The organism is Lentzea sp. NPDC055074 (genome assembly GCF_053608005.1).
In genome coordinates, this window is record NZ_JBSGUQ010000006.1 from 396,272 (window position 1) to 422,949 (window position 26,678).

Genomic DNA, 26,678 nt, shown 5'->3' on the forward strand with positions numbered 1-26,678 from the left:
CGCAATCACTCGGTTTCGGGGTGGGACGAACGGGACGGGCGCAGGCACCCGTCCCGTTCTCGCGCAGGTCAGGAGATCCGGACGAACCGGCCGATCGGATAGACCCAGCCGCGAGTGAACTCGAGGCCCAGCTGGTGGTCGTACCGCTGGCACGCGCTGGGCCGCGGCAGATCGGGGCAGAAGATCACGTCGAGGACCGAGTAGGTGTACACGTCGTTCGGGGCGGCCGGGTTGTCCATCGGCTGGATCCTGTTGGTGACCGTGAACGTCACCGAGGCCAGTCGCACATCCGGCTGGCCGCCCGGATACAGCACCTGCGACTCGGGATCGTAGACGTGGATGCGGTCGCTGAAGATGCACACGTTCGCCCCGAAGTAGAACTCGTACATCAACGTGCCCTGGCTGGTCTCGTAGACGGGTTCCACGACCTCCTCCCGGTAGCAGGGCGTGCCAGGGGGGAACACGCTGGGAGGACTGATCGGCCACGCGTTGGTCGAGACGTCCGACGCGCCGTACGACGAGGTCGTGCCCAGGCCCGGCTTGGAGGACGACGCCGACGCCGCCGGAGCCGAGACCACGACCACGGCCATGAACGCCACAGCCGCTGTGAACAGGTGTGTGAAGCGCATTGACACTGGAACACCCCTTTGGTTGTCGCTGGTGGTGCGAAACCAAGCTCACGCGGAGGACTGGACTCAGATTGGACGGAGACTGAACTCGGCGGACGTGGCCAGGGGAATCCGGGATCGAGCCGCGGTACGACACAGCAGAAGAGGCCGTCCCGTAGGACGACCTCTTCGCGGTATCAGTGTCCGAGGGGGGACTTGAACCCCCACGCCCTTTCGGGCACTAGCACCTCAAGCTAGCGCGTCTGCCATTCCGCCACCCAGACTGATGTGAACAGAATACAGGCCGTCCGGAGGCCCCTGAACGCGGGGCTACGATCGGCCCGTGAAGGTGATCGTCGAGGCTGATGGCGGCTCCCGGGGCAACCCCGGTCCGGCCGGGTACGGCGCGGTCGTGCGCGACAAGCTCACCGGCGAGACGCTGGCCGAGCGCAAGGGTTTCATCGGCGTCGCCACCAACAACGTGGCCGAGTACCAGGGGCTGATCGCGGGGCTGCGGGCCGCTCGGGAGCTCGGGGCCGAGACCGTCGACGTGCGGATGGACTCGAAGCTCGTCGTCGAGCAGATGTCCGGGCGCTGGAAGATCAAGCACCCCTCCATGCAGCCGCTCGCGCGGGAGGCGCAGGAGGTCGCGCGTGATCTCGGCAGGGTCTCGTACGAGTGGATCCCGCGCGAGCGCAACAAGCAGGCCGACCGGCTGGCCAACGAGGCCATGGACGACCAGGCCGAACGCGCGAAGCCGGAGAAGCCCGAGCAGCCGCAGAAGGCCGAGGGGGCCAAACAGCCGCACTGGAGTGGCGCGATGGGGGAGCCCACGCGGATCATCCTGCTGCGGCACGGGCAGACGCGGCTGTCGGTCGACCGGCGCTACTCGGGCCGGGGCGATCACCCGCTGACGGAGCTCGGACTGGAGCAGGCCGAGAAGGCCGCGGCACGACTGTCCGGGGTGGACGGCATCGCGGGCGTCATCTCGTCACCGCTGCAACGCGCTCAGCAGACGGCCGGGAAGCTCGCGGACAAGCTCGGGCTCGAGGTCGTCACGCACCAGGGGCTCATCGAGACCGACTTCGGCACGTGGGAGGGGCTGACGTTCGCCGAGGCGAGCGAGCAGGACCCCGAGGTGCACCGGCGGTGGCTGGGCGACACGTCGGTGAAGCCGCCGAACGGCGAGAGCTTCGACGAGGTGCACGCTCGGGTTCGCAAGGCGCGCACCGACATCATCTCCAGGTACGGCGGCAAGACGCTGGTGCTGGTCAGCCACGTCACGCCGATCAAGACGATGCTCCGGCAGGCGCTGGACGTCGGGCCTCAGTTCCTGTTCCGGATGCACCTCGACCTCACGGGCATCTCGATCGCCGAGTTCTACCCCGACGGGCACGCGTCGGTGAAGCTCGTCAACGACACCTCACACCTCAGCTGACCTTGCGCAGGCGCGGGGTCAGCGCCGTGGTGAACCGGTCGGTCGCCGCTGCCAGTGCGGCGGCGGCCGCGGGTGTCCCGACGTTCTGGTCCAGCACGAACTCGCCGCGCACGACCTGGTCGGCGCCCTTGGCGGCGAGCAACGGGTGCAGCGCGTAGTCCATCGCCACGAGGAAGCCCTGGCTGCCGCCCGTCGCGAGGGGGAGCACGGCTCGTCCGCGCAGCGCCTTCTTCGGCAGCAGGTCGAGCAACGCCTTCACCAGGCCGCTGTAGGCGGCGCGGTAGACCGGCGAGGCGACGACCACGCCGTCCGCCGCCAGCACACCGCTCACGGCCTCGGAGATCTCCGGGTCGCGCAGGTCCTCGGTGAGCAGCGACAACGTCGGCAGCGCCCGCACGTCGAGCAACGACACGCGGTGCCCGGCGGCCCGCAGCTGTTCCTCGACGAACGACACGACGACACCGGTCGGCGCGGAGTGGGACGGCGCGCCGGAGATGATCAGCAGATCGGACATGACAAGGCACTCCCTGAGGTCGCGGCTACGAAGAACGCACTCAGAGGTGGCAACACAGGCTTGCTGCCACGCGGCCGTAATCGACGTGGCGACGTCGTGTCATGGCTGGAGTCAACCAACGTCCGGACCGGTGGACAACCACGTCCAGACGCTGGGATATCCTCGGGACGCGGATGAGTCGGCAGGGCGGCCGCGGCAGGAGACTGTCGAGGAAAGTCCGGACTCCACAGGGCAGGGTGGTTGTTAACGGCAACCAGGGGCGACCCTCGGGACAGTGCCACAGAAATCAGACCGCCTCGGCGCAAGCCGCGGTAAGGGTGAAACGGTGGTGTAAGAGACCACCAGCGCCCCAGGTGACTGGGGCGGCTAGGTAAACCCCACCCGGAGCAAGGCCAAGAGGGCACCGGATCGCAAGAGAAGGTGCCTGCGTGAGCGTTCGAGGGCTGCCCGCCCGATGCTCGCGGGTAGGCCGCTAGAGCCTGCCGGCAACGGCAGGCCCAGATGGATGGCCGCCGACTGGGACCTCGGTCCCACGAACAGGATCCGGCTTACATGCCGGCTCATCCGCCTGTATGCATGACGCCATGCTCTCGCACCTGGAATGTGCCCGTTGCGGCCGCGAACACGACGCCGACGCCGTCCAGAACCTCTGCCACGAGTGCGCGTCGCCGTTGCTGGCCCGCTACGACCTGACGAAGGTCCGCAGGCCGACGGCCGAGAACTCGCTGTGGCGCTACCGCGACGTCCTCCCCGTCCGCGACCCCGACCCGGCGTTCAGCCTCGGCGAGGGCATGACGCCGCTCGTGCCGTTGCCCGCGCTGAGCCGGGCGCTGGACGCGAAGGTGCTCATGAAGGACGAGTCGCTCATCCCGACCGGCTCGTTCAAGGCGCGGGGTGCCGCCGTCGGCGTCGCGCGGGCCAGGGAGCTGGGCATCGAGGGCGTCAAGATGCCGACCAACGGCAACGCGGGCGCGGCCTGGGCCCTGTACGCGGCGCGCGCCGGCCTGCGCAGCGTCATCGCCATGCCCGAGGACGCCCCGCTGATCACCCGCGAGGAGGTCGAGGCGAGCGGCGCCGAGCTGCGGATCGTGCCGGGCACCATCGCCGACGCCGGCAAGGCCATCGTCGACGTCGACCTGTTCGACGCCTCGACGCTGCGCGAGCCGTACCGCATCGAGGGCAAGAAGACGATGGGCTACGAGATCGTCGAGCAGCTCGGCTGGCGGGTCCCCGACGTGATCATCTATCCGACCGGCGGCGGGGTCGGGCTGATCGGCATCCACAAGGCACTCGAGGAGATGCTGGAGCTCGGCTGGATCACCGGGAGGCTGCCGCGTCTGGTCGCCGTGCAGTCCACCGGCTGCGCGCCGATCGTGCGGGCGTTCGAGGAGGGCGCGGCCGAGTCGCGCGCCTGGGACGGCGCGTACACCGACGCGTTCGGCATCAACGTGCCGAAACCGTTGGGGGACTTCATCATCCTGCGAGCCATCAGGGAGACGAATGGCACGGCGGTGGCGGTGACCGACGAGCAGATCGCGGCCGACCGCGCGGAGACCGCCCGTCTCGAAGGCGTGTTCCTGTGCCCGGAGGGCGCCGCGACGATCAGCGCGGTGCGGGAGTTGCGGCGCAACGGCTGGCTCGCCGCGGAGGACGAAGCGGTCGTGCTGAACACCGGTGCGGGCATCAAGTACCCAGCTGTCCGCCTCTAGATCCTCCACTGCCCCAAGGGTGTTACAGAATTTCGGCCGTTCGGGTGGTGCGCCGGGCGAGAGTGGCCACCGTCGGTATCACGGCGAACAGCACCCGATCCTCCTGTCAGACGGTCGGCCCCTGCAGCCGGCCGTCTCCAAGGGAGGGAAGAGACATGCAACGCAAGCTGACGGTGGTGCTGGCCCTGTCCAGCCTCGTCACCGCTGGAGCCGTCGGGGTCGCGACCGCCGACGTCGCGGAGTTACCCGTCTACGGGGTGAAGAGCTCCGGTCTCGACCAGGAGCAGGCCCAGAAGCTGCAACGGGCGTTCGGCCTCAAGGACGTCCTGAGATCGGAGTCCGGCGCGGTGTCCTTCGCGGACGAGCAGCGCTACCAGTACCTGCCGACCGTCGACAAAGGACAGGGCAAGGAGGACGAGGACGGCAACGCCACCACGCAGACCGCGCTCGACACCGAGGCTCTCAAGCGCATCAGGACCATTCCCGCCGAAGAGGCCGCGAAGCGCGCGCAGGAAGGACTCCGAGCCGCCGGAGTGCTCCCCGGCAACGCCTCGCCCACCGCGCAGTACACGACGTTCGAGCTCGCGGACCCCAACGGCCGCAACGCACTCACGGCCAACCTCGACACGAGCGTGTCGTACACCTTCCAGCTCGACGGCATCCCGCTGGAGGGCGAGGGCGCGAACATCCGCGTCTCGTTCGACGCGCAGGGCGTGACGGCGGTCAGCCACGCCGCCCGCACCTACGACAAGGCCGGCACGGTCAAGGTCAACGACCTCGCGTACGGCACCAAGCTGTGCCAGAAGTACCTGGGCGCGAGCGTCAAGGCGGAGGCGAGCTACGTCTACGCGGCGCCGTCGCTGGACGAGAAGGTCGACAAGATCGAGCCGTCGTTCCGCTGCTCCGGCCGCAACGACGACGGGGGCGCGCCCCAGGCCATCACCCTGCCCGCCGCGGTCGGCGCCGAGCTGCCGCAGCCGGGCCCCGGCCAGGAACCCCGTCCCGACGCGCAGTTCAAGGCGCAGGCCGCCGGCACGCAGGTCGGCAGTGAGGGCACGGGCGTGTGCTCGGGCCTGCCCAACACCGTCGCGAACATCGGCACGTTCAACACCGAGGCGAGCAGCCACGGCATCTCCCGCTCGTTCAGCTGGCTCGACCAGAACGCGTGGGAGAGCGACTTCAAGGACCCGGCCCTCGCGGGCGGCCAGGACACCTACTGGGCCGACGACGTCGACCTCACCTACTGGCAGGGCCACGGCAGCGGCACCGGCTTCTACTTCAGCGGCTGCTCCAACCACAACGACACCAAGCTCGCCAACACCGAGGCGCGCTGGGGCAACAACGACGTCGAGTGGATGAGCCTCTTCACCTGCCAGATCCTGGAGGACTCGACCGGCGGCCAGAACTGGGCGCAGCGCTGGGGCCAGGCGTTCCGCGGCCTGCACCAGATCAACAGCTTCACCACGGTCAGCTACAACTCGGCCAACCACGGCGGCAAGTTCGGGCACTACATGTGGCGCTCGCCGTTCCTGTGGTGGAACAACCCGATGAAGGTCCGCGACGCGTGGGCGCAGGCCAGCATCGACACCCAGCCGGCGTCCGTGCGCTGGGCCACGATGGGCGTCTACCTGCCCGCCACCGGTGGGCTGGGCAACTACAACGACTACTTCTGGGGCAAGGGCTCCGTCGGACCGGACTACGCCTCGACCGGGTGGTTCTGGCGGATCACCGGCACCAGCTAGCCGCACCGTCGAAGAAGCCCGGTGACCTCGTGGTCACCGGGCTTCACCTGTTCGCGGGTCTCCCCGACGGCATCCGCAGCACCGGCCGGAACGGCTCCCCGTTGTTGTACAGCTCCTCCAGCTCGGTCACGTAGGCCAGCACCGCCGGGTTCACGATGTCCGCGAGCGACCGCACCCCGGCCTGCGGCTCGTAGGAGGCGAGGTAGGTGGCCGCCGCACGCGCCCGCTCCAGCACGGACCGGTCGAAGTTGATCGTCCTTTGGACCCGGCGCCGGGATTGCGTGCTCTGCCCGGTAGGCTCGTCCACGCCTGGAGCACTAGGGGAGGCTGTGATTCCGTCCACACTTCCGTCCGGCACGAGGTCAGGTTCGAGCATGAACGAATCTCCTCGGAGTCGTGGCTCCGGCGCGCGCCCTCGTCGGGGCGTCGAACCGGCCGATCAGGGCGTTCACATGGGTGTACACGTGCGCGTGTTTGAAACGCACGCACTGTGGGTGACCAGGGCGTTCGCAGTCGGGTGAACCTTGCCGGTGACAGAGAGAATCTCGATCCGGGTGTTCCCCACTGACCTCTCCTCAGTGATGATGTGTCGGCCAGATTAGACGTAATTCCTCCCAGGGGGAACGGCCAGATGATCTACAGCCCGCCACAAGTGCCCCACACCTCGTGAAGAACTCGTGTTCTACTCGTAGCGCAAGCCCCAGCGCACTCTGGAGTAAGAAATGACCGCCATGGACCTGGTGACACTCGCTCAGCAGCAGCCGACGGTGCCGGGCACAAGCAACGTCCGTGACTGGATCCTGGGCAACATCGTTCCTCTGCTGCTGCTGACCGTCGCCCTCCTGCTGCTCTGGCTCGGCGGCGGCAAGGGTGACAACGCCGGTGTCATGCGCCGCCTCGGTGGCGTGATCGTCGCATTGGCCATCATCGGCCTCGCGGTCACGACAGACGCGGGGTCGAACATCGGCAAGTGGCTCGCCGGCTTGTTCGTCGGAGGCTGATCCGTGCGGGTCCGCACCGACGACGAGGTCTACCGGGTCGACGCCGTCTGGCTCGGTCCGCCCAAAGCGACTTTCCCCTGGCGCGCGCGATACGTCGCGTGGGGCGTCGGGATCGTCGTTTTCCTCGTCGTACTCACCATCGAGCGGCAGATGGGCATCGGGTTCGGGTTCTTCTCGACCGCGTGGGCCCTCGTCGCGACGATCATCCTCACGCGCTTCATCACCCAGCGGATCAGCCATGAACGGCCACTGACGGCCGTCGGCACGATGTGGGTCCGCGAGCTCACCGCACCTCGAGAGCGCACGGCAAGCACCGGTGGAGCGGCCAGCGCCGCCCGGATCCGGGTCAGCTCGCAGCGGCCTCGTCCCAAGTTGAGCAAGAAACAACAACTCCGGGCGAGACAGCAGGCCCAGCCCCGCCGGACGCCAGACAGCCGTAAGAAGGAGGTTCGCGGTGTTCGGAAGCCGGCGAGACCGTGACCGTCGCTCCGCCCAGCACATCGCCCAGCACGCCGCTGCCGACCCCCGCGACCGCGACAGGGCCGCGTACTCGAAACGAGGCCGCCGCCTGCCCGGTGAGCAGGCCGTGCCGAGCTACACGCCGTCGATCGCGGCCCGCAGCATCGACGGTCACCTGCTGCGCACCGGCCAGGAGGTCTACGCCTGGTACCGGCTCGCGCCGCAGCGCTGGTCGTTCCGCAGCGACTCGCAGCGCCAGGACCTGATCGCCGCCATCGCCGGTCAGTACGCCGAGCTGCAGGGGCGCTGGATGCACCTGCGGGTGACCACGCGGCCGTACCCGATCCGCATGTGGGCCGAGGCGCACGTGCACAACGCCGTCAAGCGCCTGCCGGACACCCCCGGCACGCTGTCGTTCGACGACTACATGGTCGGCGAGCAGCAGCAGCTCATGGGCCGCTCGATGGCGGAGAAAGAGGTCTACCTGGGCGTTCAGGTGCAGACCCGCAACATGATGGACCGCGCCGTCGAACGCGCGGCCCCCGTGCTGCGCAAGGTCTTCCCGGACGCCGTCGACGCCGAGCTCGTGGCACTGGACTCCGAGGTCGAGCACCTCGACCAGGTGATCGGCTCCGCGGGTCTCGAAGGCCGTCCCGCGACGGCCGAGGAGATGTCCTGGCTGATGCACCGGTCGTGCTCGCTGGGCCTGCCCGCGCCGCGCAACATGCCCGCCGTGCCCGGTGCCGCGTGGGAGCCGGAGGACCTGGCGAGCTTCACCGACGCCGCGGACTTCCACCAGGAGCCCTACTCGCCGACGGTCACCGTGCGCGGCCGCACCGGCTCGAACGCGGGCATCAAGCGGCACGTCGCCGTGCTCACGGTCGGGCTCATGCACGGCCTGCAGATCCCCGAGGTCGACGACCCGTGGGTGCAGCGCGCGGACCGGCTCCCGGCGAGCGTCGAGTGGTCCGCCCGCATCTACGTGCGCAAGCCCGAAGAGGTCTCGGGCGAGCTGTCGCGGCAGATGAGCAAGGTCCGCTCGCAGGTCCGCCACTACACCGACGAGCACGAGCTCGAACCGCCGCAGTCGCTCGCCCGCCAGGCAGGCCGCGTGCTGGAGATCGACGACGAGATGACGTCGGGCTTCACCGCGCTCGGCACCCGGGTGCGCAGCTGGTGGCGGCTCGCGGTCAGCGGCCCGACTGAGCGCGAGGCGCTCAGGCTCGCTCAGTCGCTGCTGGAGCTGTACAAGCCGAAGGTCGCGATCGAGCACCCCGAGGCCCAGTACGCGATCGCCCGCGAGTTCATCCCCGGCGAACCGCTGTCCAACGGCGCGTACCTGCGTCGCGGCAGCGTGCTGTGGGCCGCGAGCGCCGTGCCCACGGCGACGGCCGAGGTCGGTGACCGCCGGGGGATCCTCCTGGGCGAGACCGTCACGGCCACCCGCCGCCCGGTCGCGTGGGACCCGTGGATGGCGCAGGAGCTCCGGGACGCCTCGGGCCTGACGGCCATGGTCGCGGGCCTGGGTGCCGGCAAGTCGTTCCTCGGCGGCGGCATGGTCTACAAGACCCTGCGCGCGGGTGCCCACTGGACGCTGCTCGACCCGTCCGGCCCGCTCTCGGCGCTGTGCGAACTGCCGGAGCTGCGCCCGTACGCCCGTCCGATCAACCTGCTCAACGCCCAGCCCGGCATCCTCAACCCGTACCGGGTGGTCGCCGAGCCGATGATCGAGCACTTCCTCGACGAGGACGACCCGGAACGCGCCTGGCGCCGCGAGAAGGCACTGGCGGCAGCGACCCGCCGTCGTCTCGTGCTGGACGTGCTCACCGGCCTGCTGCCGTACGAGGTCGCCCGCCTGCCCCAGACGCGCATCGTGCTGCTGCGTGCCGTCCGCACGGTCGGTGGCCGCTTCGACGCCCACCCCGGTCTCGTCTTCGAGGCGCTGCGCCGGGACGCGTCCGAGCACCACGAGCACGCCGTCGTCGTCGCGGACTTCCTCGACGAGATGCGCGAGCGCATGTCGTTGCTGATCCCCGAGGAGAACCTCGACCCGTACAACGAGGTGCGCGACGACCGCCTCACCGTCCTCACGATGGCGGGCCTGAACCTGCCGAAGGACGGCGTCGGCCGCGAGCACTGGACGGACGCGGAGTCGCTCGGCGTCGAGATGCTGAACCTCGCCGCCTGGCTCACCCAGCGCTCGATCTACGAGAAGCCGAAGGACCAGCGCAAGGGCGTCTGGATCGACGAGGCGTTCTTCCTCTCGGAGGTCCCGACCGGCCGCGTGCTGATGAACCGCTTCGCGCGTGACTCGCGAAAGTGGAACGTCCGCGTGCTGCTGTCGTCGCAGATCCCCGCCGACTTCCTGAAGATCCAGGGCTTCGTGACGCTGCTCGACTCGGTCTTCGTCGGCCGTCTCGACGACGACTCGGCGCAGGCGGACGCGCTGCGGCTGCTCAAGGTGCCGATCGGCGCCGGGTACGAGCAGGTCGTCGCGTCGCTCGGCCGCCGCCCCGGTGGCGAGCGCAACGCGACCGAACGCGACCGTGCGCCCCGCCAGTTCATCTTCGGCGACGGCGCCGGTGGCGTGGAGCGGATCCGCATCGACTTCAGCGGACCGCACCTGGAGCACCTGCGCAACGCCCTCGACACGACCCCCGATGCCAAGCGCGACAACGGCAAGGGCGAGCTCGTGCCGGTGGACGACCAGGACGCGGCGCCACAGCCGCCCGCCTACGTGCCCGACGAGATCGACGACGAACTGGCGGCGGACATGGAGCTGGGACTGACGGAGGAAGAGGCCCACCTGGTGGGCCACGGTGACGGGTCCAACCGCCGCCGGGACGGCGGCGCATGACCGCGCTGACGATCGTGCTCGCGATCGCCGCCTTGCTCTGGGCAAGGCGGCGGTTCGCGCTGCGCGCGTCAGCACGCACGAAGGCGGTCACCATGGTGGCCGCCATCCTGGCGTTGCAGGTCGTCATCGGTGCCCCGATGGCGCACGCCCAGGGCTGTGGCGAGGCCCCGAACCCCGAACGGCCGGGCGCCGGCATGGTCGGCGCGCTCGACCCGCCCGTCGGCAACGGCCTGCCCGGCTCGCCGTACCTCGAGTACGGCTACGCGGGCATGGTCTGGCACCAGTACCAGGCCAAGTGCGGTGTCCTGCCGGACGCCAACGCCACGCTCGACACGTGGGCCGGCAACGAGCTCTTCAGCATCGGCAAGAACATCGTCGGCGCCACGAACGCGCTGCACTACACGGTGATGGGCCGCGGCCTGCTGGTCCCGCTGGACGACGCCGTGAAGAACGGCGTGCAGAAGGTCTACGACAACGTCTACCTGCGCTGGTTCGGCCTGGTGGCGCTGCTCCTCGCGATCCTGATGTTCCGCCAGATCTGGACCGGCGACTTCGCCACGATCTCCAAACGCGGGCTCTGGGCGCTGGCGGCCATGTGGCTGGCGACGTCCACGCTGGCCCTGCCCCAGTTCTACAACCTCCTCGACAACACGCTGGTCTCCAAGACCTCGGAGATCCAGGCGGGGTTCATCGAGGCACCGGAAGAACAAGGCACACTTCACGTACTACCGACGAAACTGCACGACGCCGTCGTCTACCAGAGCTGGCTGAGAGGCGCGTTCGGCACGCCCGAGGCGCCGCAGGCCGCCGAGTACGGCCCGCGCATCCTCAAGACGCAGGCGTGGACCACGGCCGAGATCGCCGAGGGCAAGGACGGCGACCAGGCCGCCCTGGACGCCAAGAAGGCCGAGTGGAAGGCCCTGGAGGCCCAGCTCGGCACCGCCAAGGGCTACTTCGACGGCGCCGACGGCAGTCGCACCGGCGCCGGGTTCCTGGCGCTGCTGCAGTCCATCGCGTTCTCGCTGTTCCAGCTCTTCGCGAAGGCCGCGGTGCTGCTGGCCCAGCTGCTGCTGCGCATCCTGACGCTCGCGGGCCCGCTCATCGGCCTCGTCGCGCTGCTGCACCACGACCTGCTGCGCAAGGTGGCCCGCGCGGCCGCCGTGACGATCTTCAACGTGCTGGTGCTCGCGGTCCTCGCGGGTGTCCACGCGCTGCTGCTGCAGGCGATCTTCAACGCGACCGGGCTCTCGTTGCTGACGCGGACGTTGCTCGGCCTGATGCTGACACTCGTGTGCTTCGTGATCGGCAAACCGTTGCGCCGCATGTGGCAGATGGTCGAGATGTCCGTCGGCTCGGCGAGCAACGTCCTGCCGATGAGCGGCGGCGTGTGGTCGAAGATGGTCAACCGCAAGAAGCAGGCCGGTCCGACGCCGCAGGACGAGTTCTGGGAGTCCGTGCGGGAGAACGACCCGAACGGCGAAGAGGTGCCGCAGCGCGGCCGCGGCCGGGTGCGCCCGGAGGCCTCGAACCCGGTCATGGCGACGGCGCAGCGGCTCGACCGCGACTCCCAGCCGGGCCAGATCGTCGGCGGTGGCGACTCCTCGTCGGTGCGGGCGGGCGCGCTGCCCGCAGGGTCGGGTCCGGCGGCACTGCCCGTCGCCCGGTCGCGTGTGGTGGACAGCCCCACGGTCACCGACCGGCAGTGGGACCGGGTGGACGACGCGGTGCTCGTGCCGTCGCGGTCGACGCCCACCTCCCTGCCGGCGCAGGAACCCCGCAGGGCCGAGACAGAAGTGGTGGCAGGACGTCCGGTGCACGTGATCTACCGGCCTTCGCGCGGTTTCGAAGTCAGGGACAACTGAAGGGAGGCGTAGGTGCCGATCCGTACCAACCGCGGCCGTGCCGCGGTCTACCGCAGGCTCTGGGGCTGGCCGCTGCGTTCCCCGCGTCACCTGGCCGCCTCGATCATCATCTTCGTGGTGGTCGTGGTCGCGCTCGGCGTGATCATCCCGAGGGTGCTCGACCGCAGCAGGACCGCCGACCAGTCCGCGGCCGCTCCGCCCTCGTCGTCGTCGCAGGGCACCCAGGTCGGTCAGCTGCCGTCGAGCGGTTCCTCCCTGCCGACCAAGGCGCCGTCGCCGTCCAACTCGGCGAAGGCGGCACCTCCGCCGGCCGACGCGGGTCTGGTCGCCGAGCTGTGGGCGGAGACCTGGATCAAGCCGCCGCCGGACAACGACGTCACCAAGTGGCTCAAGCAGCTCGAGGACTACACCACCCCCGAGTTCCTGGCGCAGATGGCGACGATCGACCCGCGCAACGTGCCCGACAGGATCACCGGCAAGGTCAACGCGGTGAAGTCGACGACGTCCTCGGTCGACTACGAGGTCCCGACCGACCAGGGCAAGGTGCGGATCACGCTGGTGAAGGCGCCGGATGGGTCCTGGCGTGTGAACAGCTACACGAAGGTGGACTGAGCCATGCGCGTGATGTTGCTGATCGGGGCGCTGGCGATGATCGTAGTGATCGCCGTGGCGACGTCGGGCGTGTCACAGGTGGTCAGCAACTCCACGAACCCCGCCGCGGGCGCGAACCTCATGCGCATGAGCTGCAACGCCGCCATCGGCCCGTGGGACGCGGGCGGCGGCGACAAGGGCCGTCACGACGCCTCGCGCCTCAACGAGGAGCAGCGCAACATCGTCGCGCGCATCATCTCGATCGGCCAGGAGCGCAAGCTGCCGCCGCTCGCGTGGCAGATCGCGATCCAGGCGGGCATGACCGAGTCGGGCCTGCGCCCGTTGAACTACGGCGACCGCGACTCGCTCGGCATCTTCCAGATGCGTCCGTCGATGGGCTGGGGAACACCGGCCGAGGTGACCGACCCGACGTACGCGATCAACAAGTTCTACGACGTGCTGCTCAAGGTGCCGGACTGGGAGAACAAGCGCCCCGGTGACTCGGCGCAGGCCGTCGAGCGGTCGGCGTTCCCGGACCGGTACCACAACTGGGAGTCCATGGCGGCGTTCCTGCTCGGCGAGCTGGGCGCGATCACGGACCCGGCGGGCTGCGGCTCGGGCGCGGGCCAGTTCCTGCTGGCCTCGAACGCCGCGGGCATCGCGATCGGGTTCACCAAGGAGCAGCTGGGCGAGCCGTACCTGTGGGGCGGCAACGGCCCGGACGCGTGGGACTGCTCCGGCATCCTGGTCAAGGCGTTCGGCGCGGCCGGCGTGAGCATCCCGCGCGTCGCGAACGACCAGTACGAGAAGGGCGGCGCGCACCTCCCGGTGCGCGACGCCCAGGCAGGCGATCTGATCTTCTGGGCAACGGACACGTCGAACCCCCGAACGGTGCACCACGTGGCCATGTACCTGGGCGGGGACGAGTACATCCATGCCCCCCAGACGGGTGATGTCGTGAAGATCAGCAAGATCAACTGGGATTATTACGAGTTGATGCCGCTGGCCGTCCGGCCGGGCGTGTAGATCGCGGGGAGGCGCTCCATGTTCAACCACGACCCCATCCCGAGGCCTTCCGGACCGCCCGCGTCGAGCACACCAGTGCGTGACTACGTGGCGGCCGGAGCACCGGGGGTCTCGGGCGACTACGTGGTGATCCCACGTGCGCTGGCCGAGGCCATGCCGTTGCCGTTCCAGCAGCACCTGGTGCACCTGCTGGCCGACTTCCACCGCACGTACGGCCACCTGAAGTGGCCGGTGTACCGCGTGGTGCCGTCCCGCTACGAGAAGCTGGGCGATCTCGACGAGGAACAGCTCGCCGAGGTGGGCGCGATCATGGAGATCGACTCCGACGGATCGCTCGTCTACCGGGACCGTTCCGGACGTAAGATCGAGAACGCCGAAGACCGCACGGTGCTGGTGTCATGTTTGGACCCGATCCCGTCGGAGTACGCCAACGCCAACCAGTCCACGCCGCCGCGGGGATTCCCGGCGCCTTTGGGAGGCGAACGCGTATGAGTGACAGCAGCGGTTGGTACTTCTGCCTGACCCACCAGACCGTGGAGCAGGGCAAGGGCTGCAAGGGCCCGGACCGCATGGGCCCGTACCCGGACGAGGCCACCGCGGCCCGCGCCCTGGAGATCGCCAGGGAACGGACCAGGGCGGCCGACGAGTCCGACAAGAAGTGGCGCGGCGAGGACGCCGACTGAGTTCGGCGTTCCCTAGTCTGTGCGGGTGGCTTCCCTGGTGATCCGCACGGGCCGTGCGGACCTGTCCTTCGACGGCATTCGCACCGAGTTCGGGCTGGCGGGCTCCTATCCGCCGGCCGCGCTCGCCGAGGCTGAGGCGGCGGTCTCCCGGGATCCGGGCGACCGCCCCGACCTCACCTCGATCCCGCTGGTCACGATCGACCCGCCGGGGGCCAAGGACCTGGACCAGGCGCTGTGCGTCACCAAGTCCGGTGACGGCTTCGCCGTGCACTACGCGATCGCCGACCTGGGGCTGTTCGTGACGCCCGGCGGCGCGTTGGACGCCGAGGTCCGGCGTCGTGGCCAGACCAACTACCTGCCTGACGGCAACGTGCCGTTGCACCCCACCGTGCTGTCCGAGGGTGCCGCCTCTCTCTTGCCGGGTGTCACGCGCCCCGCCGTGCTGTGGACCTTCGAGTGCGGTGCCGACGGCATCCCCGTGAAGGTCGAGGTGCGCCGGGCGCTGGTCCGGTCCACGGCCCAGTTCGACTACGCCGGCGTCCAGGCTTCTTTCGACGCCGGGAACCCGCACCCGTCGGTCGCCGCGCTGGCCGAGTTCGGCCCGTTGCGCCGCGCCTACGCCCGTGAGCGCGGTGCCATCGAGCTGCAGCTGCCCGAGCAGGAGATCGAACCGGACGGGTCCGGCTGGAAGCTCATCACCCGGCCCCGTGCCGCGGTCGACTCCTGGAACGCCGAGATCTCCCTGATGACGGGCATGGCCGCCGCGTCGATCATGCTCGACGCGAAGGTGGGCATCCTCCGCACGCTGCCCGACCCGGACGCCGGAGCCGTCACCTCGCTGCGGAAGTCCGCCGCCGCGCTGAAGGTGAAGTGGCCCGCGGACCTCTCGCCGGGAGCGTTCCTGGCCGGGCTCGACCCCACCACCCCCGAGGCGCTGGCGTTGTTCACCGATGCCACCCGGCTGTTGCGGGGCGCGGGCTACTCGGCGTTCTCCGGCGAGGTCCCCGAGGTGGTGACGCACGCGGGCGTGGCCGCGCCGTACACCCACGTCACCGCGCCGCTGCGTCGTCTGGTCGACCGGTTCGCCACCGAGGTCTGCCTGGCCGTCACGGCGGGCGAGGAGCTCCCCGCCTGGCTGGCCGAGGCCCTGCCGGAGCTGCCGTCGCTGATGGGGTCCTCCGACTCCCTCGCCTCGAAGGTGGACCGCGCGGCCACGGACCAGGTCGAGGCCTGGGTGCTGGCTGGCCGCGTCGGCCAGGAGTTCGACGCGGTCGTCCTGCGCGCCGGGGACGACGAGGCCGAGGTCTTCGTCTCCGACCCGCCCGTCCTCGCGAAGTGCGCGGGCAGGAACCTCCCGGAAGGCGACGCGATCCGCGTCCGCCTGACGGAGGCCGACCCGGTGGAGCGCAGGGTCCGCTTCGAACGCGCCTGAGTCGCACGCCACCACCAGCTCGGTGCCGCCCCGTGTGAAGATGCAGGGGTGACTGAAATCCGTGACCTCACAGTCGGAGTCCTGGGCGGCACTGGAGCCCAGGGCAAGGGCCTGGCCATCCGCTGGGCCCACGCAGGCGTCAAGGTGATCATCGGCTCCCGCAGCGCCGAGCGGGCCGAGCTCGCCGCGAAGGAGATCGTCGAGGTCGCCGGCGGCACCGTGAGCGGCGCGGACAACGCCGACACCGCGGCGAACTCCGACATCGTCCTCGTGGCGGTGCCGTGGGACGGCCACGGCGACCTGCTGGCGTCGTTGCGCGACCAGCTGGCCGGGAAGATCGTCATCGACTGCGTCAACCCGCTCGGCTTCGACAAGCAGGGCCCGTTCGCGCTGCCCGTCACCGAGGGCAGCGCGGCCCAGCAGGCCGAGATCCTCCTGCCGGAGTCCAGGGTCACCGCCGCGTTCCACCACGTGTCCGCCGTGCTGCTGGCCGACCTCGCGAACGTGTCCGAAGTGGACATGGACGTCCTCGTGCTGGGCGACGACCGCGAGGCCACCGACACCGTGCGGGAACTGGCCGAGCTCGTGCCCGGCTTCCGCGGCGTCTACGGCGGCCGGCTGCGCAACGCGCACCAGGTCGAGGCGTTCACCGCCAACCTGATCGCGGTCAACCGCCGGTACAAGACCCACGCCGGTCTGAAGATCACGGGCGTCTGATGCTCCCCGCCGACGACCTCGGTGAGCCGGTCGCGCTGGACCAGCCACGACGAGTGGTGAGCCTGGTGCCGTCGATCACCGAGGCCGTCGCGCTGACCGTGCCCGGTTCCCTGGTGGGCGCCACGGACTACTGCACCCACCCGGCCGATCTCGACGTGCCGCGCGTCGGCGGGTCGAAGTACCCGGACGTCGACGCGGTGCTCGCGCTGACGCCGGACCTCGTGATCGCGAACTCCGAGGAGAACCGCGCCGAGGACGTGGACCGGTTGCGCGCCAACGGGATCAACGTCTGGGTGACCGAGGCGCCGAAGACGGTGCCGATGGCGCTGGAGTCGTTGCGCCGGCTCTTCGCCCTGGGCTGGGACCTCGAACCGGAGTGGCTCGTCCAGGCCGAAGCCCTGTGGCGCGACACGAAACCGGCGAGGCTGACGGCGCTGATCCCGGTCTGGCGCCGCCCGTGGGTGGTCGTCGGCAGGGACACGTTCGCGACCGACGTGTTGCGGCGCCTGGGAATCGAGAACGTCTACGCCGAGCACGAGGAGCGCTATCCGCGTCCGTCGCTGGACGAGCTGAACGACAGGCGGCCCGACCTGGTGATCCTTCCGGACGAGCCGTACGTGTTCACGCACTCCGACGGCCCGGAGAGCTTCCCCGGCCTGCCGTACGCGTTGGTCAACGGCCGGCACCTCACCTGGTACGGGCCTTCGCTCGTGGAAGCAAAGCCTTCTCTGGAAAGGGCACTCGACTACGGCCAGGGTTGACAACCCAGGGTGGATTCGCGGAACCCGAAGCGCTGTCAGGATTCTCGCCCATGGGGAAACTAGCCGCGATCATCGCGACAGCCGCCGCCACCGTCACGCTCATGGCCGTCCCGGCCAGCGCCGAGCCCGTTGTGGTCTACCAGCTCGCCGGCACCACCCGCTGCCTCGCCGACACGGGCACGAACGTCGTTCTGAAGCCGTGCAACGAACTCGCTGACGAGCAGCGCTGGATCGTCCCGATCAGCGGTGGTGTCGACTGGCCGCACAACATGGCCACCGACAAGTGCCTCGGCGCGACCACCTCCGGTGACGTGCTCGGCCAGGCCTGCACGTCGAGCTCGGGCCAGCGGTGGCGCCGGGTGCCGGTGGGGAGCTCCTTCCAGCTCCGCAACGCCGGCACCGGCAAGTGCCTCACCGCGCAGGTGACGGTCGCCGCCTGCACCTCGGCCAGCGCGAAGTGGAACGGCCTGCGCTAGTCGCGGAACCGATCGGTCGCCGCCAGCAGGGCCGCGAGGATGCCGGGCTCGTCGTAGGCGTGCCCGGCGTCCGGCACCAGCACCAGTTCGGACTCCGGCCAGGCCTGGTGCAGGTCCCACGCCGACACCGCCGGGGTCGCGACGTCGTAGCGCCCCTGCACGATCACGCCGGGGATGTCCTTCAGCTTCACCGCGTCCCGGATCAGCTGCCCCTCCTCGAACCAGCCGTGGTGCACGAAGTAGTGGTTCTCGATCCGCGCGAACGCCAGCGCGTACTCCGGCACGGCGAACTCCGCCACGAGCTCGGGCCGGGGCAGCAACGTCACCGTCGCGCCCTCCCACGTGCTCCACGCGACCGCGGCGGGTCCGTGCACGGCGGGATCCTCCGAGGCCAGCAGCGTCGCGTACAGCTCGACGGGATCACCTTCCAGGCCTGCCAGCGGCGCCGTGAACCTCTCCCACAGGTCGGGGAAGAGGTGGGCCGCGCCGCCGCGGTAGTACCAGTCCACTTCGGACTTTCGCAGCGTGAAGATGCCGCGCAGCACCAGTTCCGACACCCGCGCCGGATGCGTCTCGGCGTACGCCAGCGCCAGCGTCGAGCCCCAGGACCCGCCGAACACCTGCCAGCGGTCGATCCCCAGCGACGTCCGCAGCAGTTCCATGTCGGCGACGAGGTGCCAGGTCGTGTTCAACGACAGGTCGCCGGACGTGGAGGCGTGCGGCAGCGACCGCCCGCACCCGCGCTGGTCGAACAGGACGATCCGGTAGGCGGACGGGTCGAAGAGGCGCCGGTGCGACGGTGAGCAGCCGCCGCCGGGGCCGCCGTGCAGGAAGACGACGGGCTTGCCGTCCGGGTTGCCGCACTCCTCCCAGTACACGAGGTTGCCGTCACCGGTCTCCAGGTGGCCCGACGCGTGGGGCTCGATCTCCGGGTACATGGGCCTATCGTCGAGCACATGGCGCAGTTCTCGCAGGAGACCTCCACCACGGGGGCGTTCGTCCGGCAGCCGAACCGCTTCACCGCACGGCCGGAGCCCGAACCGGGCCGCTACCGGCTCGCGGTCAGCCTCGCCTGTCCGTGGGCACATCGCGCGGTCATCGTCCGCAAGCTCCTCGGTCTGGAGGAGGCCATCTCGCTGGCGGTCGTCGACCCGATCCGGGACGAGAAGGGCTGGCGGTTCGAGGGAACGGACCCCGTCCTCGGCATCGACTACCTGAAACAGGCCTACGACGAGGCAGATGAGCACTACGAGGGCCGGGTCACCGTCCCGGCGCTGATCGACACGACGACGGGCGAGGTCGTCACCAACGACTACCCGCAGATCACCCTGGACTTCAGCCTGAAGTGGCGTCCGGAGAGCACCCTCTACCCGGAACACCTGCGGCAGGAGATCGACGCCTGGATCGAGCCGATCTTCCACCACGTCAACAACGGCGTCTACAAGGCCGGTTTCGCCACGTCACAGGAGGCCTACGAGCAGGCCTACACCGCCCTGTTCGCCGAGCTGGACCGCATCGAGGCCCACCTCGCCACGCACAGCCACCTGGTCGGGGAGCAGCTCACCGAGGCCGACATCCGGCTCTGGACGACGCTGGTCCGGTTCGACGCGGTCTACCACGGCCACTTCAAGTGCAACCGCAACAAGCTGACCGAGATGCCGAACCTGTGGGAGTACGCGAAACGTCTCTACGCGCAGTTCGGGGACACAGTGGACTGGGACCACATCAAGCGCCACTACTACGTGACGCACCACGGCATCAACCCGACCGGGATCGTGCCGGCGGGCCCAGAGCCGGAGGTCTGGACCCGCTAGGACGAACGATCAGTGGAAGGTGTGCTCGGGACCGGGGAACTGGTGCCCGCGCACCTCGTTCGCGAACTCCGCGGCGGCACCCAGCATGACGTTGCCGATGTCCGCGTAGCGCTTGACGAACCGGGGTGCCTTGCCGCGGTTCAGGCCCATCATGTCCTGCCACACCAGCACCTGGGCGTCGGTGTCCGGACCGGCACCGATGCCCACGGTCGGGATGACCAGGTCGTGCGTGATCTGCTTCGCGACCTCGGCGGTCACCATCTCCAGCACGACCGCGAACGCGCCCGCCTCCTGCACGGCGATCGCGTCCTGCAGCACCACGTCGTGGTTGTCGTGCCGGCCCTGGACGCGGTAGCCGCCGAGCTGGTGCTCGGACTGCGGGGTGAAGCCGATGTGCGCCATGACCGGGATGCCCGCGGCCGTGATCGCGCGGATGTGCGGTGCGAAGTAGGCGCCGCCCTCCAGCTTGACCGCGTGCGCCTGGCCTTCCTTCATGAACCGGACCGCCGTCGCCACGGCCTGCTCGACCGACACCTGGTAGGAGCCGAACGGCAGGTCAGCGACCACGAGAGAGCGCTTGACCGAGCGCGTCACCGCGCGTACGAGCGGCACGAGCTCGTCCACGGTGACCGGCAGCGACGTGTCGTTGCCGTAGACGGTGTTGGAGGCGGAGTCACCGACCAGCAGGACGGGGATGCCGGCCTCGTCGAAGATCGAGGCGGTGAAGGTGTCGTACGAGGTGAGCATGGGCCACGCCTCGCCGCGTTCCTTCATCTCACGCAGGTGGTGGACACGAACGCGCTTGGCCGGGGGCTTCTGGCCCGCTCCGGAGCCGTAGGGCGCGGAAACTTCGGCAGTGGTCATCGTCGACCGGTCCTTTCCTCGAGGCCCACATCAGTGGGTCCCCGGGCGCTTGGTGCACGGTTGCCGAACACCAGGGTGGCACCGTTGGCGACAAACGGAACACCGATGCGGTCACCGTCACACGCCTGGCCCCCCGAATCACTCGTCGGGCACGCCCTTGAGCGATTCACGAACCGCCATGACGACAGCGTCCGGCCGGTCCATCTGAATCATGTGGCGGCTGCCGGGCACGGGCACGTTGCGTCCCCACGGCACGAGAGTGGCCAATGACCGGTGCTCGGGCCACACCTTCCGTCCGGCCGTGAGCACCAACCAAGGCACACGAGGCAACGGCCGGCGCTTCCGCAGCCGTTCGAGCGTCGCCACCTGACCGGGGTACGACGCGAGCTCCCACAGCACCGTCCGGCCGACACCAGGCCGCCGGTAGACGAGTTCGACCAGGTCAGAGGGCGCGGGATCGGTCACGCCGAGCGTCGAGACGGCCGTCAGCAGGTTCCGGAACGCGTGCCCGTACCGCTGCGTGATCCGGGCGCCGAGCCAGCGGCTGCCGATCGCCCGCACGCCCTGCGCGATCACGGCCGACACGTCGAACGGGGCTCCCGCGCCCGGTGTCTCGGCGTCCGGGTCCAGCAGGATCACGCCGCTGACCCGGTGCGGCCGCAGCCGTGCGTACGCCTCGACGTGCATCGACGCCATCGAGTGCCCGATCAGGATCGCTTGAGGCACGCCGCGCAGCACCGCGTCCAGCACGGCCACCTCGCGCGCCAGCGACGGGCCGCGCCGGGCCGGCCCGCTCATGCCGAGACCGGGCCGGTCGAACACGATCACCCGAGCGAGTGGTTCGAGCAGCCGCACGGTCCGGTCCCAGTCGAACCACGCCCCGCCCAGGCCTGAGCTGAGCACGACGACGGGTCCCCCGACACGCCCGGACACGGCGACATGCACCCGCCCGGCGGAAGACGGAATCATGGCGGTCATCGGCTGACCTCGGGAGTGGTAGTGGTACCGGCGTGGAAGTGGAAGACCGCGGGCGCGATCGCGACGATCGTGCAGCTCGCCGGTGTGCTGTCGCTGCTCAGGGTGATCCTGCCGGAGGACAGCTGGTTCACCGACGTCGCGGACGGCATCGGGTACTTCTTCGGCCTGCCGATCGACGGCAACCTGTTCATCGCCATGGTGTTCTTCGTCCTCGGCGCCGCCCTGCGCAGGCACAAGCGAGCGGCGCTGTGGACGCTGCTGCTGTTCCAGGTCATGGGCCTGGTGCTGGTCGGCTTCATCATGGTCATCCTGGCCCTGGCACCTGAAGAAGTCCTGGATCCGGGCGAGGAACCGCACTGGGTGTTCCTCGGCGTCGGGGTGACGACCTCGCTGCTGTTCGTGGTGCTGCTGTTCGTGGTGCGCGAGGCGTTCCCCGCCCGCGTGGCGCGTGGTGCGTGGCGGCGGGCGCTCGTGTCGTTCGTGCTGGGCATGCTCGTGCTGATCGGCGTCGGCTGGGGTCTCACCGAGATCTTCCCCGGTGAGCTGGTCGCGCAGACCGACAAGCTCGCGTGGGCGGCGAACCAGGCCACGGGTGAGGTGGTCCGGCTGGGCCGCCTCGACATCCCCGAGGGCCCGCAGTGGCTGAGCGTCGTGCTGGGCCTGTTCGGCGTGCTGGTCGCGATCCGGGCGATGTACCTGTTCTTCCGCGGCGTCCGCAGCCAGGCCATGATCACCGGCGACCAGGAGCTCGACGTGCGCCGGCTGCTCGCGGCCGACGGCGAGCCCGACTCGCTGGGGTACTTCGCGACCCGGCGCGACAAGAGCGTCGTGTTCGCGGCGTCGGGCAGGGCGGCGCTGACGTACCGGGTGATCGGTGGCGTGACGCTGGCGTCCGCCGACCCGATCGGCGACGAGGAGCACTGGCCCGAGGCCGTGCTGGCGTGGCTGGCCGAGGCACGCACCTACGGCTGGACGCCCGGCGTGCTCGGCGCGTCCGAACGAGGCGCGCAGGTCTACTCCGACGCCGGGCTGAAAGCGCTGGAGATCGGGGACGAGGCGATCCTCGACGTCCGCCGGTTCGTCCTCGCCGGTCCGGAACGCAAGGGGCTGCGCCAGGCGGTGTCGCGCGTCGAACGCGCCGGGTACACCACGCGCGTCCGCCGGCACAGCGAGATCGCGCCGGACGAGATGGCGTCCATCCTGGACCTGGCGGAGGCCTGGCGCGGTGCCGAGACCGAGCGCGGGTTCTCGATGGCTTTGGGGCGCCTGGGAGATCCGAGCGACGGCCGGTGCGTGATGGTCGAGGCCTACGACGCCTCGGGTGCGTTGCGCGGCCTGCTGTCGTTCGTGCCCTGGGGCCGCCGAGGGGTCTCCCTTGATCTGATGCGCCGGGACAGGGCCGCGGAGAACGGCCTCAACGAGTACATGGTCGCCCAGCTCGCGGCGGCCGCCGGACACCTCGGCGTGCAACGGATCTCGCTGAACTTCGCGATGTTCCGCGCGGTGTTCGAGGAGGGCGAGAAGATCGGCGCCGGACCGGTGCTGCGGGCGTGGCGGCGGGTGCTGTCCCTGGCGTCGCGGTTCTTCCAGCTGGAGTCGCTGTACCGCTCGAACGCCAAGTACCTGCCGGAGTGGGAGCCGCGTTTCCTGTGCTACCAACGGTCCCGGTCGTTGCCGAGGGTCAGCGTCGCCGCCGGTGTCGCCGAGGGTTTCGTGCCGTCGCTGCGCTCGTTGCGCAAGCGGGCGTTGCAGAAGACGGACGTGAGCGACGACTTCGCCGCGAAGGTGGCCGAGATCGACGCGATCCGCGTCGAGCCGAAGACCGTGCGGCGGCCGGAGCAGGTCCGGGTGCGCATCGCGAAGGTCGAACGGCTGGTGGCCGCCGGGGTCGACCCGTACCCGGTCGGGTTCGCCCGCACGGACCTCCTCGCCGGGGCGCGGGAACGGTTCGGTGAGGAGGTGTCGGTCACCGGACGTGTGGTGGCGCTGCGGGAGATGGGCAGGCTCTGCTTCGCACAGCTGCGCGACTTCAGCGGTGAGATCCAGCTGATGCTGACCGTCGACTCGCTCGGTGAGGCCCTCACGTCGTGGAAGGCGGACGTGGACCTCGGCGACCACGTCGGTGTGACCGGGCGCGTGGTGAAGTCGGACCACGGCGAGATCTCGGTGCTGGCCACGTCGTGGACGATGACGGCGAAGTGCCTGCACCCGTTGCCGGACAAGCGGAAGGGCTTCACCGACCCGGAGGCCCGCGTCCGCCAGCGCTACCTCGACCTGGTCGTGAACCAGGACTCGGCGCACCTGCTGAAGCTGCGCAGCGACGTCATCCGCAGCGTGCGCGAGTTCCTGCACTCCCACGAGTACCTCGAGGTCGAGACTCCGATGCTGCAGGCGGTGCACGGCGGCGCGAACGCACGCCCGTTCGTCACGCACATCAACGCCTACGACATGCGGATGTACCTGCGGATCGCGCCGGAGCTGTACCTGAAACGGCTCTGCGTCGCGGGTGTGGACCGGGTGTTCGAGCTGAACCGCAACTTCCGCAACGAGGGCGCGGACGCCACGCACAACCCCGAGTTCACGATGCTGGAGGCCTACCAGTCCTATGCGGACTACCGGGTCATGCTCGACCTGGTGCGCACGTTGATCCAGCACGCGGCCCGCGAGGCGTTCGGCGTCGAGGTCGCCATGAGGCCCGAGGGGCAGTTCGACATCTCGGGGGAGTGGCCGGTGGTTCCGGTCTACACGGCGGTGTCGTCGGCGTTGGGCGTGGAGGTCACCCCGGACACCTCGGTCGCGGACCTGCGGTCGGTGCTGTCGGCGCGAGGTGTGGAGATCAACGAGGACTGGGACCACGGCCAGCTCGTGCAGGAGGCGTACGACTCGTTCGTCGAGGCTTCGACGGTCGGTCCGACCTTCTACGTCGACTTCCCGACGTCGGTGTCGCCGCTGACCCGCCAGCACCGCGTCGACCCGCGCCTGGCCGAGCGGTGGGACCTGGTGGCGTTCGGCGCGGAGATCGGCACGGCCTACTCGGAGCTGACCGACCCGCTGGAGCAGCGGCGGCGGTTGGAGGCGCAGTCGCTGAAGGCCGCGTCCGGTGACGTCGAGGCGATGGAGCTGGACGAGGACTTCCTGCGGGCGCTGGAGCACGGCATGCCGCCGACCGGTGGGCTCGGCATGGGCGTCGACCGGTTGCTGATGATGCTGACCGGTACGTCCATCAGGCAGACCGTGCTCTTCCCGTTCGTCCGTCCTCAGTGATCGAGGTACGCGAGGACGGCCTGGACGCGTCGGTCGCCTGTGCCGTCCTCGCTGTTGAGGCCGAGCTTCAGGAAGACGTTGCCGATGTGCTTGTGCACGGCTCCCGCGCTGAGAACGAGCTTCTCGCCGATGGCGGCGTTCGACAGACCTTCCGCCATCAGCCCGAGGACCTCGCGCTCTCGCGGTGACAGCACGCTGAGCGCGTCGTCCGCCTTGCGCCGCACCAGAAGCTGCGACACGACCTCGGGGTCGAGCGCCGTGCCGCCGTTCGCGACGCGGTGCAGCGAGTCGAGGAAGTCCGCGACCTTGCCGACGCGTTCCTTGAGCAGGTAACCGACGCCACCGCTGGTGCCGGCGAGCAGTTCGTGCGCGTAGCTCTGCTCGACCCAGGCGCTGAGGACCAGCACGGCCAGCTTCGGGTGCCGCCGCCGTGCCTCGACGGCGGCCCTCAGGCCCTCGTCGGTGAACGTCGGCGGCATCCGCACGTCGACGACGGCGATGTCCGGTTCGTGCTCGGCCACGGCGGCGAGGAAGTCCACGGGGTTGTCCGCGGCCGCCGCCACTTCGAGGCCTTCGTTGCGCAACAACAACGTCAGCCCCTCGCGGAGCAGCGCGTCGTCTTCGGCGATAACGATGCGCATGGTCACCTCCCCACCGGCAGCACGACGGTGAGCACGGTCGGCCCGCCCTCGGGACTGCTCATCTCGGCGCTGCCGTCCAACGCCGCCACCCTGCCGCGAATGCCTTCCAACCCCGTCCCCTGCTTCTCGTCCGCGCCACCCTTGCCGTCGTCGTGCACGACGACGGTGAGCTGGTCGTCACCGATGCCCAGACTGACCCACGCGTGCCGTGCGCCGCTGTGCTTCGCCACGTTGGTGAGCGCCTCGGCCACCGCGAAGTACGCCGCCGCCTCCACCGCCGCGGGCAGCCGGCCGAGGTGGTCGGCCTGCAGCACGCACGGCACCGGGCACCGCGCCGCCAGCGCCTGGATCGCCCCGTCCAGTCCCAGATCCTCCAGCACCGGCGGGTGGATGCTGCGCACGACGTTCCGGAGCTCTTCGAGAGCGTCCCCGGCCGCGTCCTGCGCCCGCAACAACGCCGCCAGCGCGTTGTCCGGGTTCTGCTTGAGCGTCCGTTCCGCGATCCCGAGCATCATGACCACGCCGACCAGCTTGTTCTGCGTCCCGTCGTGCAGGTTCCGCTCGATGCGCCGCAGCTCCGCCCCGTGCGCCTGGAGCGCGGCGGCCCTGGTCGCGACGACCTCGGCCAGCCGCTTCTCCAGCGAGGCCCGCGGCGGGGACAGCATCTTCTTCGCCCACTTCGCGTCGAGGTCGGCGAGCTTCGGCAGCTGGATGACGATCAGCGTGAGCCCGATCGCGATCGGCACGCTCAGCAGCGCCTTCGGCCACGAGTCGATGCGCAGGCCGAACGAGTTCTCCATCGGCACCAGCCACCAGAGCGTCGCCGCCAGCGGCTGCTGCACCAACGCGCCGGGAATCCCGATCGCGACTGCCCCGAACAGCGTGCCGAACAGGGCGTGCGTGATCAGCCAGATCCCGTCTCGCCGGCTGTCCGGATCGGCCAGCACCCGTTGCGCCCGGTGCAGCCAGGGGCCGTCGAGCGGCGGGGGTGGCGGGATCCGGTCGCCGGTGTAGCGGGCGAGCCGGGACCGGTCGAAGTCCACGATGCGGCGGATGTAGGGCGCGGTGACCGGCAGCAGCGGGAGGACCACCACGGACAGCAGCAGAACGCCTATCGCGAGCCACGACGCGATGGCTGTCAGCAGACCTGACGCCAGGTAGAGCAGCGCCGACCAGATCCGTTTCATGTGGAGAAACGTATCCGTACGGACCCAGAGCGCGCGGTGGAGCAGACTCCACTC

The 26,678-nt window shown here is 69.8% G+C and carries 25 protein-coding genes, 1 tRNA gene and 1 other RNA gene; 18 read left to right on the forward strand and 9 right to left on the reverse strand.

What is annotated here, in order from left to right:
• Positions 1-68 precede the first annotated feature (68 nt).
• On the reverse strand, positions 69-629 hold the full coding sequence (locus tag ACWF7A_RS17695; RefSeq protein ID WP_452251502.1) for a hypothetical protein: 561 nt from the start codon (positions 627-629) through the stop codon (positions 69-71).
• Between the two features lie 180 nt (positions 630-809).
• Positions 810-892 (reverse strand) — tRNA-Leu (locus tag ACWF7A_RS17700).
• A 65-nt stretch (positions 893-957) separates the two neighbouring features.
• Between ACWF7A_RS17700 and ACWF7A_RS17705 the strand changes: the two genes are divergently transcribed.
• Complete coding sequence (locus ACWF7A_RS17705) at positions 958-2,046, forward strand: bifunctional RNase H/acid phosphatase (RefSeq protein WP_452251550.1); 1,089 nt, start codon at positions 958-960, stop codon at positions 2,044-2,046.
• Here the strand turns inward: ACWF7A_RS17705 and ACWF7A_RS17710 are convergent.
• Positions 2,039-2,560: an NAD(P)H-dependent oxidoreductase gene (locus tag ACWF7A_RS17710; RefSeq protein ID WP_452251503.1), complete on the reverse strand. Its 522-nt coding sequence runs from the start codon at positions 2,558-2,560 to the stop codon at positions 2,039-2,041. The two genes, ACWF7A_RS17705 and ACWF7A_RS17710, sit on opposite strands and share 8 nt — an antisense overlap.
• Before the next feature lie 174 nt (positions 2,561-2,734).
• Here ACWF7A_RS17710 and rnpB point away from each other — a divergent pair.
• The 3 genes from rnpB to ACWF7A_RS17725 all read left to right on the forward strand — a co-directional run bounded on the left by rnpB (position 2,735) and on the right by ACWF7A_RS17725 (position 6,011).
• Positions 2,735-3,127, forward strand: an RNA gene (gene rnpB, locus ACWF7A_RS17715) — RNase P RNA component class A.
• Between the two features lie 17 nt (positions 3,128-3,144).
• Positions 3,145-4,269: a threonine synthase gene (locus tag ACWF7A_RS17720; RefSeq protein WP_452251504.1), complete on the forward strand. Its 1,125-nt coding sequence runs from the start codon at positions 3,145-3,147 to the stop codon at positions 4,267-4,269.
• Between the two features lie 155 nt (positions 4,270-4,424).
• Entirely contained in the window at positions 4,425-6,011 is a 1,587-nt protein-coding gene (locus ACWF7A_RS17725) for a DUF6345 domain-containing protein (RefSeq protein WP_452251505.1), read from the forward strand.
• Positions 6,012-6,054: 43 nt separating this feature from the next.
• Here ACWF7A_RS17725 and ACWF7A_RS17730 read toward each other — a convergent pair whose 3' ends face one another.
• Positions 6,055-6,318: a ParB family protein gene (locus ACWF7A_RS17730; RefSeq protein ID WP_452251506.1), complete on the reverse strand. Its 264-nt coding sequence runs from the start codon at positions 6,316-6,318 to the stop codon at positions 6,055-6,057.
• Between the two features lie 415 nt (positions 6,319-6,733).
• On the opposite strand from ACWF7A_RS17730, the gene ACWF7A_RS17735 reads away from it, so the two are divergent.
• From ACWF7A_RS17735 to ACWF7A_RS17790, 12 genes are read left to right on the forward strand one after another with little or no spacing between them, the layout of a single operon-like run.
• Positions 6,734-7,012: a hypothetical protein gene (locus tag ACWF7A_RS17735; protein WP_166055575.1), complete on the forward strand. Its 279-nt coding sequence runs from the start codon at positions 6,734-6,736 to the stop codon at positions 7,010-7,012.
• Between the two features lie 3 nt (positions 7,013-7,015).
• On the forward strand, positions 7,016-7,492 hold the full coding sequence (locus tag ACWF7A_RS17740; protein WP_355304751.1) for a hypothetical protein: 477 nt from the start codon (positions 7,016-7,018) through the stop codon (positions 7,490-7,492).
• Positions 7,467-10,328 carry an ATP-binding protein gene (locus ACWF7A_RS17745; RefSeq protein WP_452251507.1) on the forward strand — a complete coding sequence of 954 codons (2,862 nt, stop codon included), beginning with the start codon at positions 7,467-7,469 and terminating at the stop codon, positions 10,326-10,328. The genes ACWF7A_RS17740 and ACWF7A_RS17745 overlap by 26 nt, the downstream gene beginning before the upstream one ends.
• A complete protein-coding gene (locus tag ACWF7A_RS17750; protein ID WP_452251508.1) occupies positions 10,325-12,190 on the forward strand; it encodes a hypothetical protein in 1,866 nt (621 codons plus the stop codon). Before ACWF7A_RS17745 ends, ACWF7A_RS17750 begins: the two co-directional genes overlap by 4 nt.
• Before the next feature lie 12 nt (positions 12,191-12,202).
• Positions 12,203-12,802 carry a hypothetical protein gene (locus ACWF7A_RS17755; protein WP_452251509.1) on the forward strand — a complete coding sequence of 200 codons (600 nt, stop codon included), beginning with the start codon at positions 12,203-12,205 and terminating at the stop codon, positions 12,800-12,802.
• Between the two features lie 3 nt (positions 12,803-12,805).
• Positions 12,806-13,807: a C40 family peptidase gene (locus tag ACWF7A_RS17760; RefSeq protein WP_452251510.1), complete on the forward strand. Its 1,002-nt coding sequence runs from the start codon at positions 12,806-12,808 to the stop codon at positions 13,805-13,807.
• 18 nt (positions 13,808-13,825) lie between these two features.
• Positions 13,826-14,299 (forward strand): hypothetical protein, encoded by a 474-nt coding sequence (locus tag ACWF7A_RS17765; protein ID WP_452251511.1) that lies wholly within the window; start codon positions 13,826-13,828, stop codon positions 14,297-14,299.
• Entirely contained in the window at positions 14,296-14,490 is a 195-nt protein-coding gene (locus ACWF7A_RS17770; protein ID WP_452251512.1) for a hypothetical protein, read from the forward strand. Before ACWF7A_RS17765 ends, ACWF7A_RS17770 begins: the two co-directional genes overlap by 4 nt.
• A 25-nt stretch (positions 14,491-14,515) precedes the next feature.
• Complete coding sequence (locus ACWF7A_RS17775) at positions 14,516-15,922, forward strand: RNB domain-containing ribonuclease (RefSeq protein ID WP_452251513.1); 1,407 nt, start codon at positions 14,516-14,518, stop codon at positions 15,920-15,922.
• A gap of 48 nt (positions 15,923-15,970) precedes the next feature.
• Complete coding sequence (npdG, locus tag ACWF7A_RS17780) at positions 15,971-16,639, forward strand: NADPH-dependent F420 reductase (RefSeq protein WP_452251514.1); 669 nt, start codon at positions 15,971-15,973, stop codon at positions 16,637-16,639.
• Complete coding sequence (locus ACWF7A_RS17785; RefSeq protein ID WP_452251515.1) at positions 16,639-17,400, forward strand: helical backbone metal receptor; 762 nt, start codon at positions 16,639-16,641, stop codon at positions 17,398-17,400. Before npdG ends, ACWF7A_RS17785 begins: the two co-directional genes overlap by 1 nt.
• Before the next feature lie 50 nt (positions 17,401-17,450).
• Entirely contained in the window at positions 17,451-17,876 is a 426-nt protein-coding gene (locus ACWF7A_RS17790; protein WP_452251516.1) for an RICIN domain-containing protein, read from the forward strand.
• On the opposite strand, the gene pip is transcribed toward ACWF7A_RS17790, so the two are convergent.
• The gene (gene pip / locus ACWF7A_RS17795; protein WP_452251517.1) at positions 17,873-18,814 is read right to left on the reverse strand and encodes a prolyl aminopeptidase; all 942 of its coding nucleotides are present in this window, start codon (positions 18,812-18,814) and stop codon (positions 17,873-17,875) included. The genes ACWF7A_RS17790 and pip overlap by 4 nt on opposite strands.
• Positions 18,815-18,832: 18 nt before the next feature.
• Here pip and ACWF7A_RS17800 point away from each other — a divergent pair, with 18 nt between their 5' ends.
• Positions 18,833-19,690: a glutathione S-transferase family protein gene (locus tag ACWF7A_RS17800; RefSeq protein ID WP_452251518.1), complete on the forward strand. Its 858-nt coding sequence runs from the start codon at positions 18,833-18,835 to the stop codon at positions 19,688-19,690.
• A gap of 9 nt (positions 19,691-19,699) precedes the next feature.
• Here ACWF7A_RS17800 and panB read toward each other — a convergent pair whose 3' ends face one another.
• Both panB and ACWF7A_RS17810 read right to left on the reverse strand, forming a co-directional pair.
• Positions 19,700-20,554 (reverse strand): 3-methyl-2-oxobutanoate hydroxymethyltransferase, encoded by an 855-nt coding sequence (gene panB, locus ACWF7A_RS17805; protein ID WP_452251519.1) that lies wholly within the window; start codon positions 20,552-20,554, stop codon positions 19,700-19,702.
• Between the two features lie 138 nt (positions 20,555-20,692).
• On the reverse strand, positions 20,693-21,532 hold the full coding sequence (locus tag ACWF7A_RS17810; protein WP_452251520.1) for an alpha/beta fold hydrolase: 840 nt from the start codon (positions 21,530-21,532) through the stop codon (positions 20,693-20,695).
• On the opposite strand from ACWF7A_RS17810, the gene lysX reads away from it, so the two are divergent.
• On the forward strand, positions 21,494-24,796 hold the full coding sequence (lysX, locus tag ACWF7A_RS17815; protein WP_452251521.1) for a bifunctional lysylphosphatidylglycerol synthetase/lysine--tRNA ligase LysX: 3,303 nt from the start codon (positions 21,494-21,496) through the stop codon (positions 24,794-24,796). The genes ACWF7A_RS17810 and lysX overlap by 39 nt on opposite strands.
• Here lysX and ACWF7A_RS17820 read toward each other — a convergent pair.
• Both ACWF7A_RS17820 and ACWF7A_RS17825 read right to left on the reverse strand, forming a co-directional pair.
• A complete protein-coding gene (locus ACWF7A_RS17820) occupies positions 24,790-25,437 on the reverse strand; it encodes a response regulator (protein ID WP_452251522.1) in 648 nt (215 codons plus the stop codon). The genes lysX and ACWF7A_RS17820 overlap by 7 nt on opposite strands.
• Positions 25,438-25,439: 2 nt before the next feature.
• Complete coding sequence (locus tag ACWF7A_RS17825; protein WP_452251523.1) at positions 25,440-26,624, reverse strand: sensor domain-containing protein; 1,185 nt, start codon at positions 26,622-26,624, stop codon at positions 25,440-25,442.
• Between the last annotated feature and the right edge of the window lie 54 nt (positions 26,625-26,678).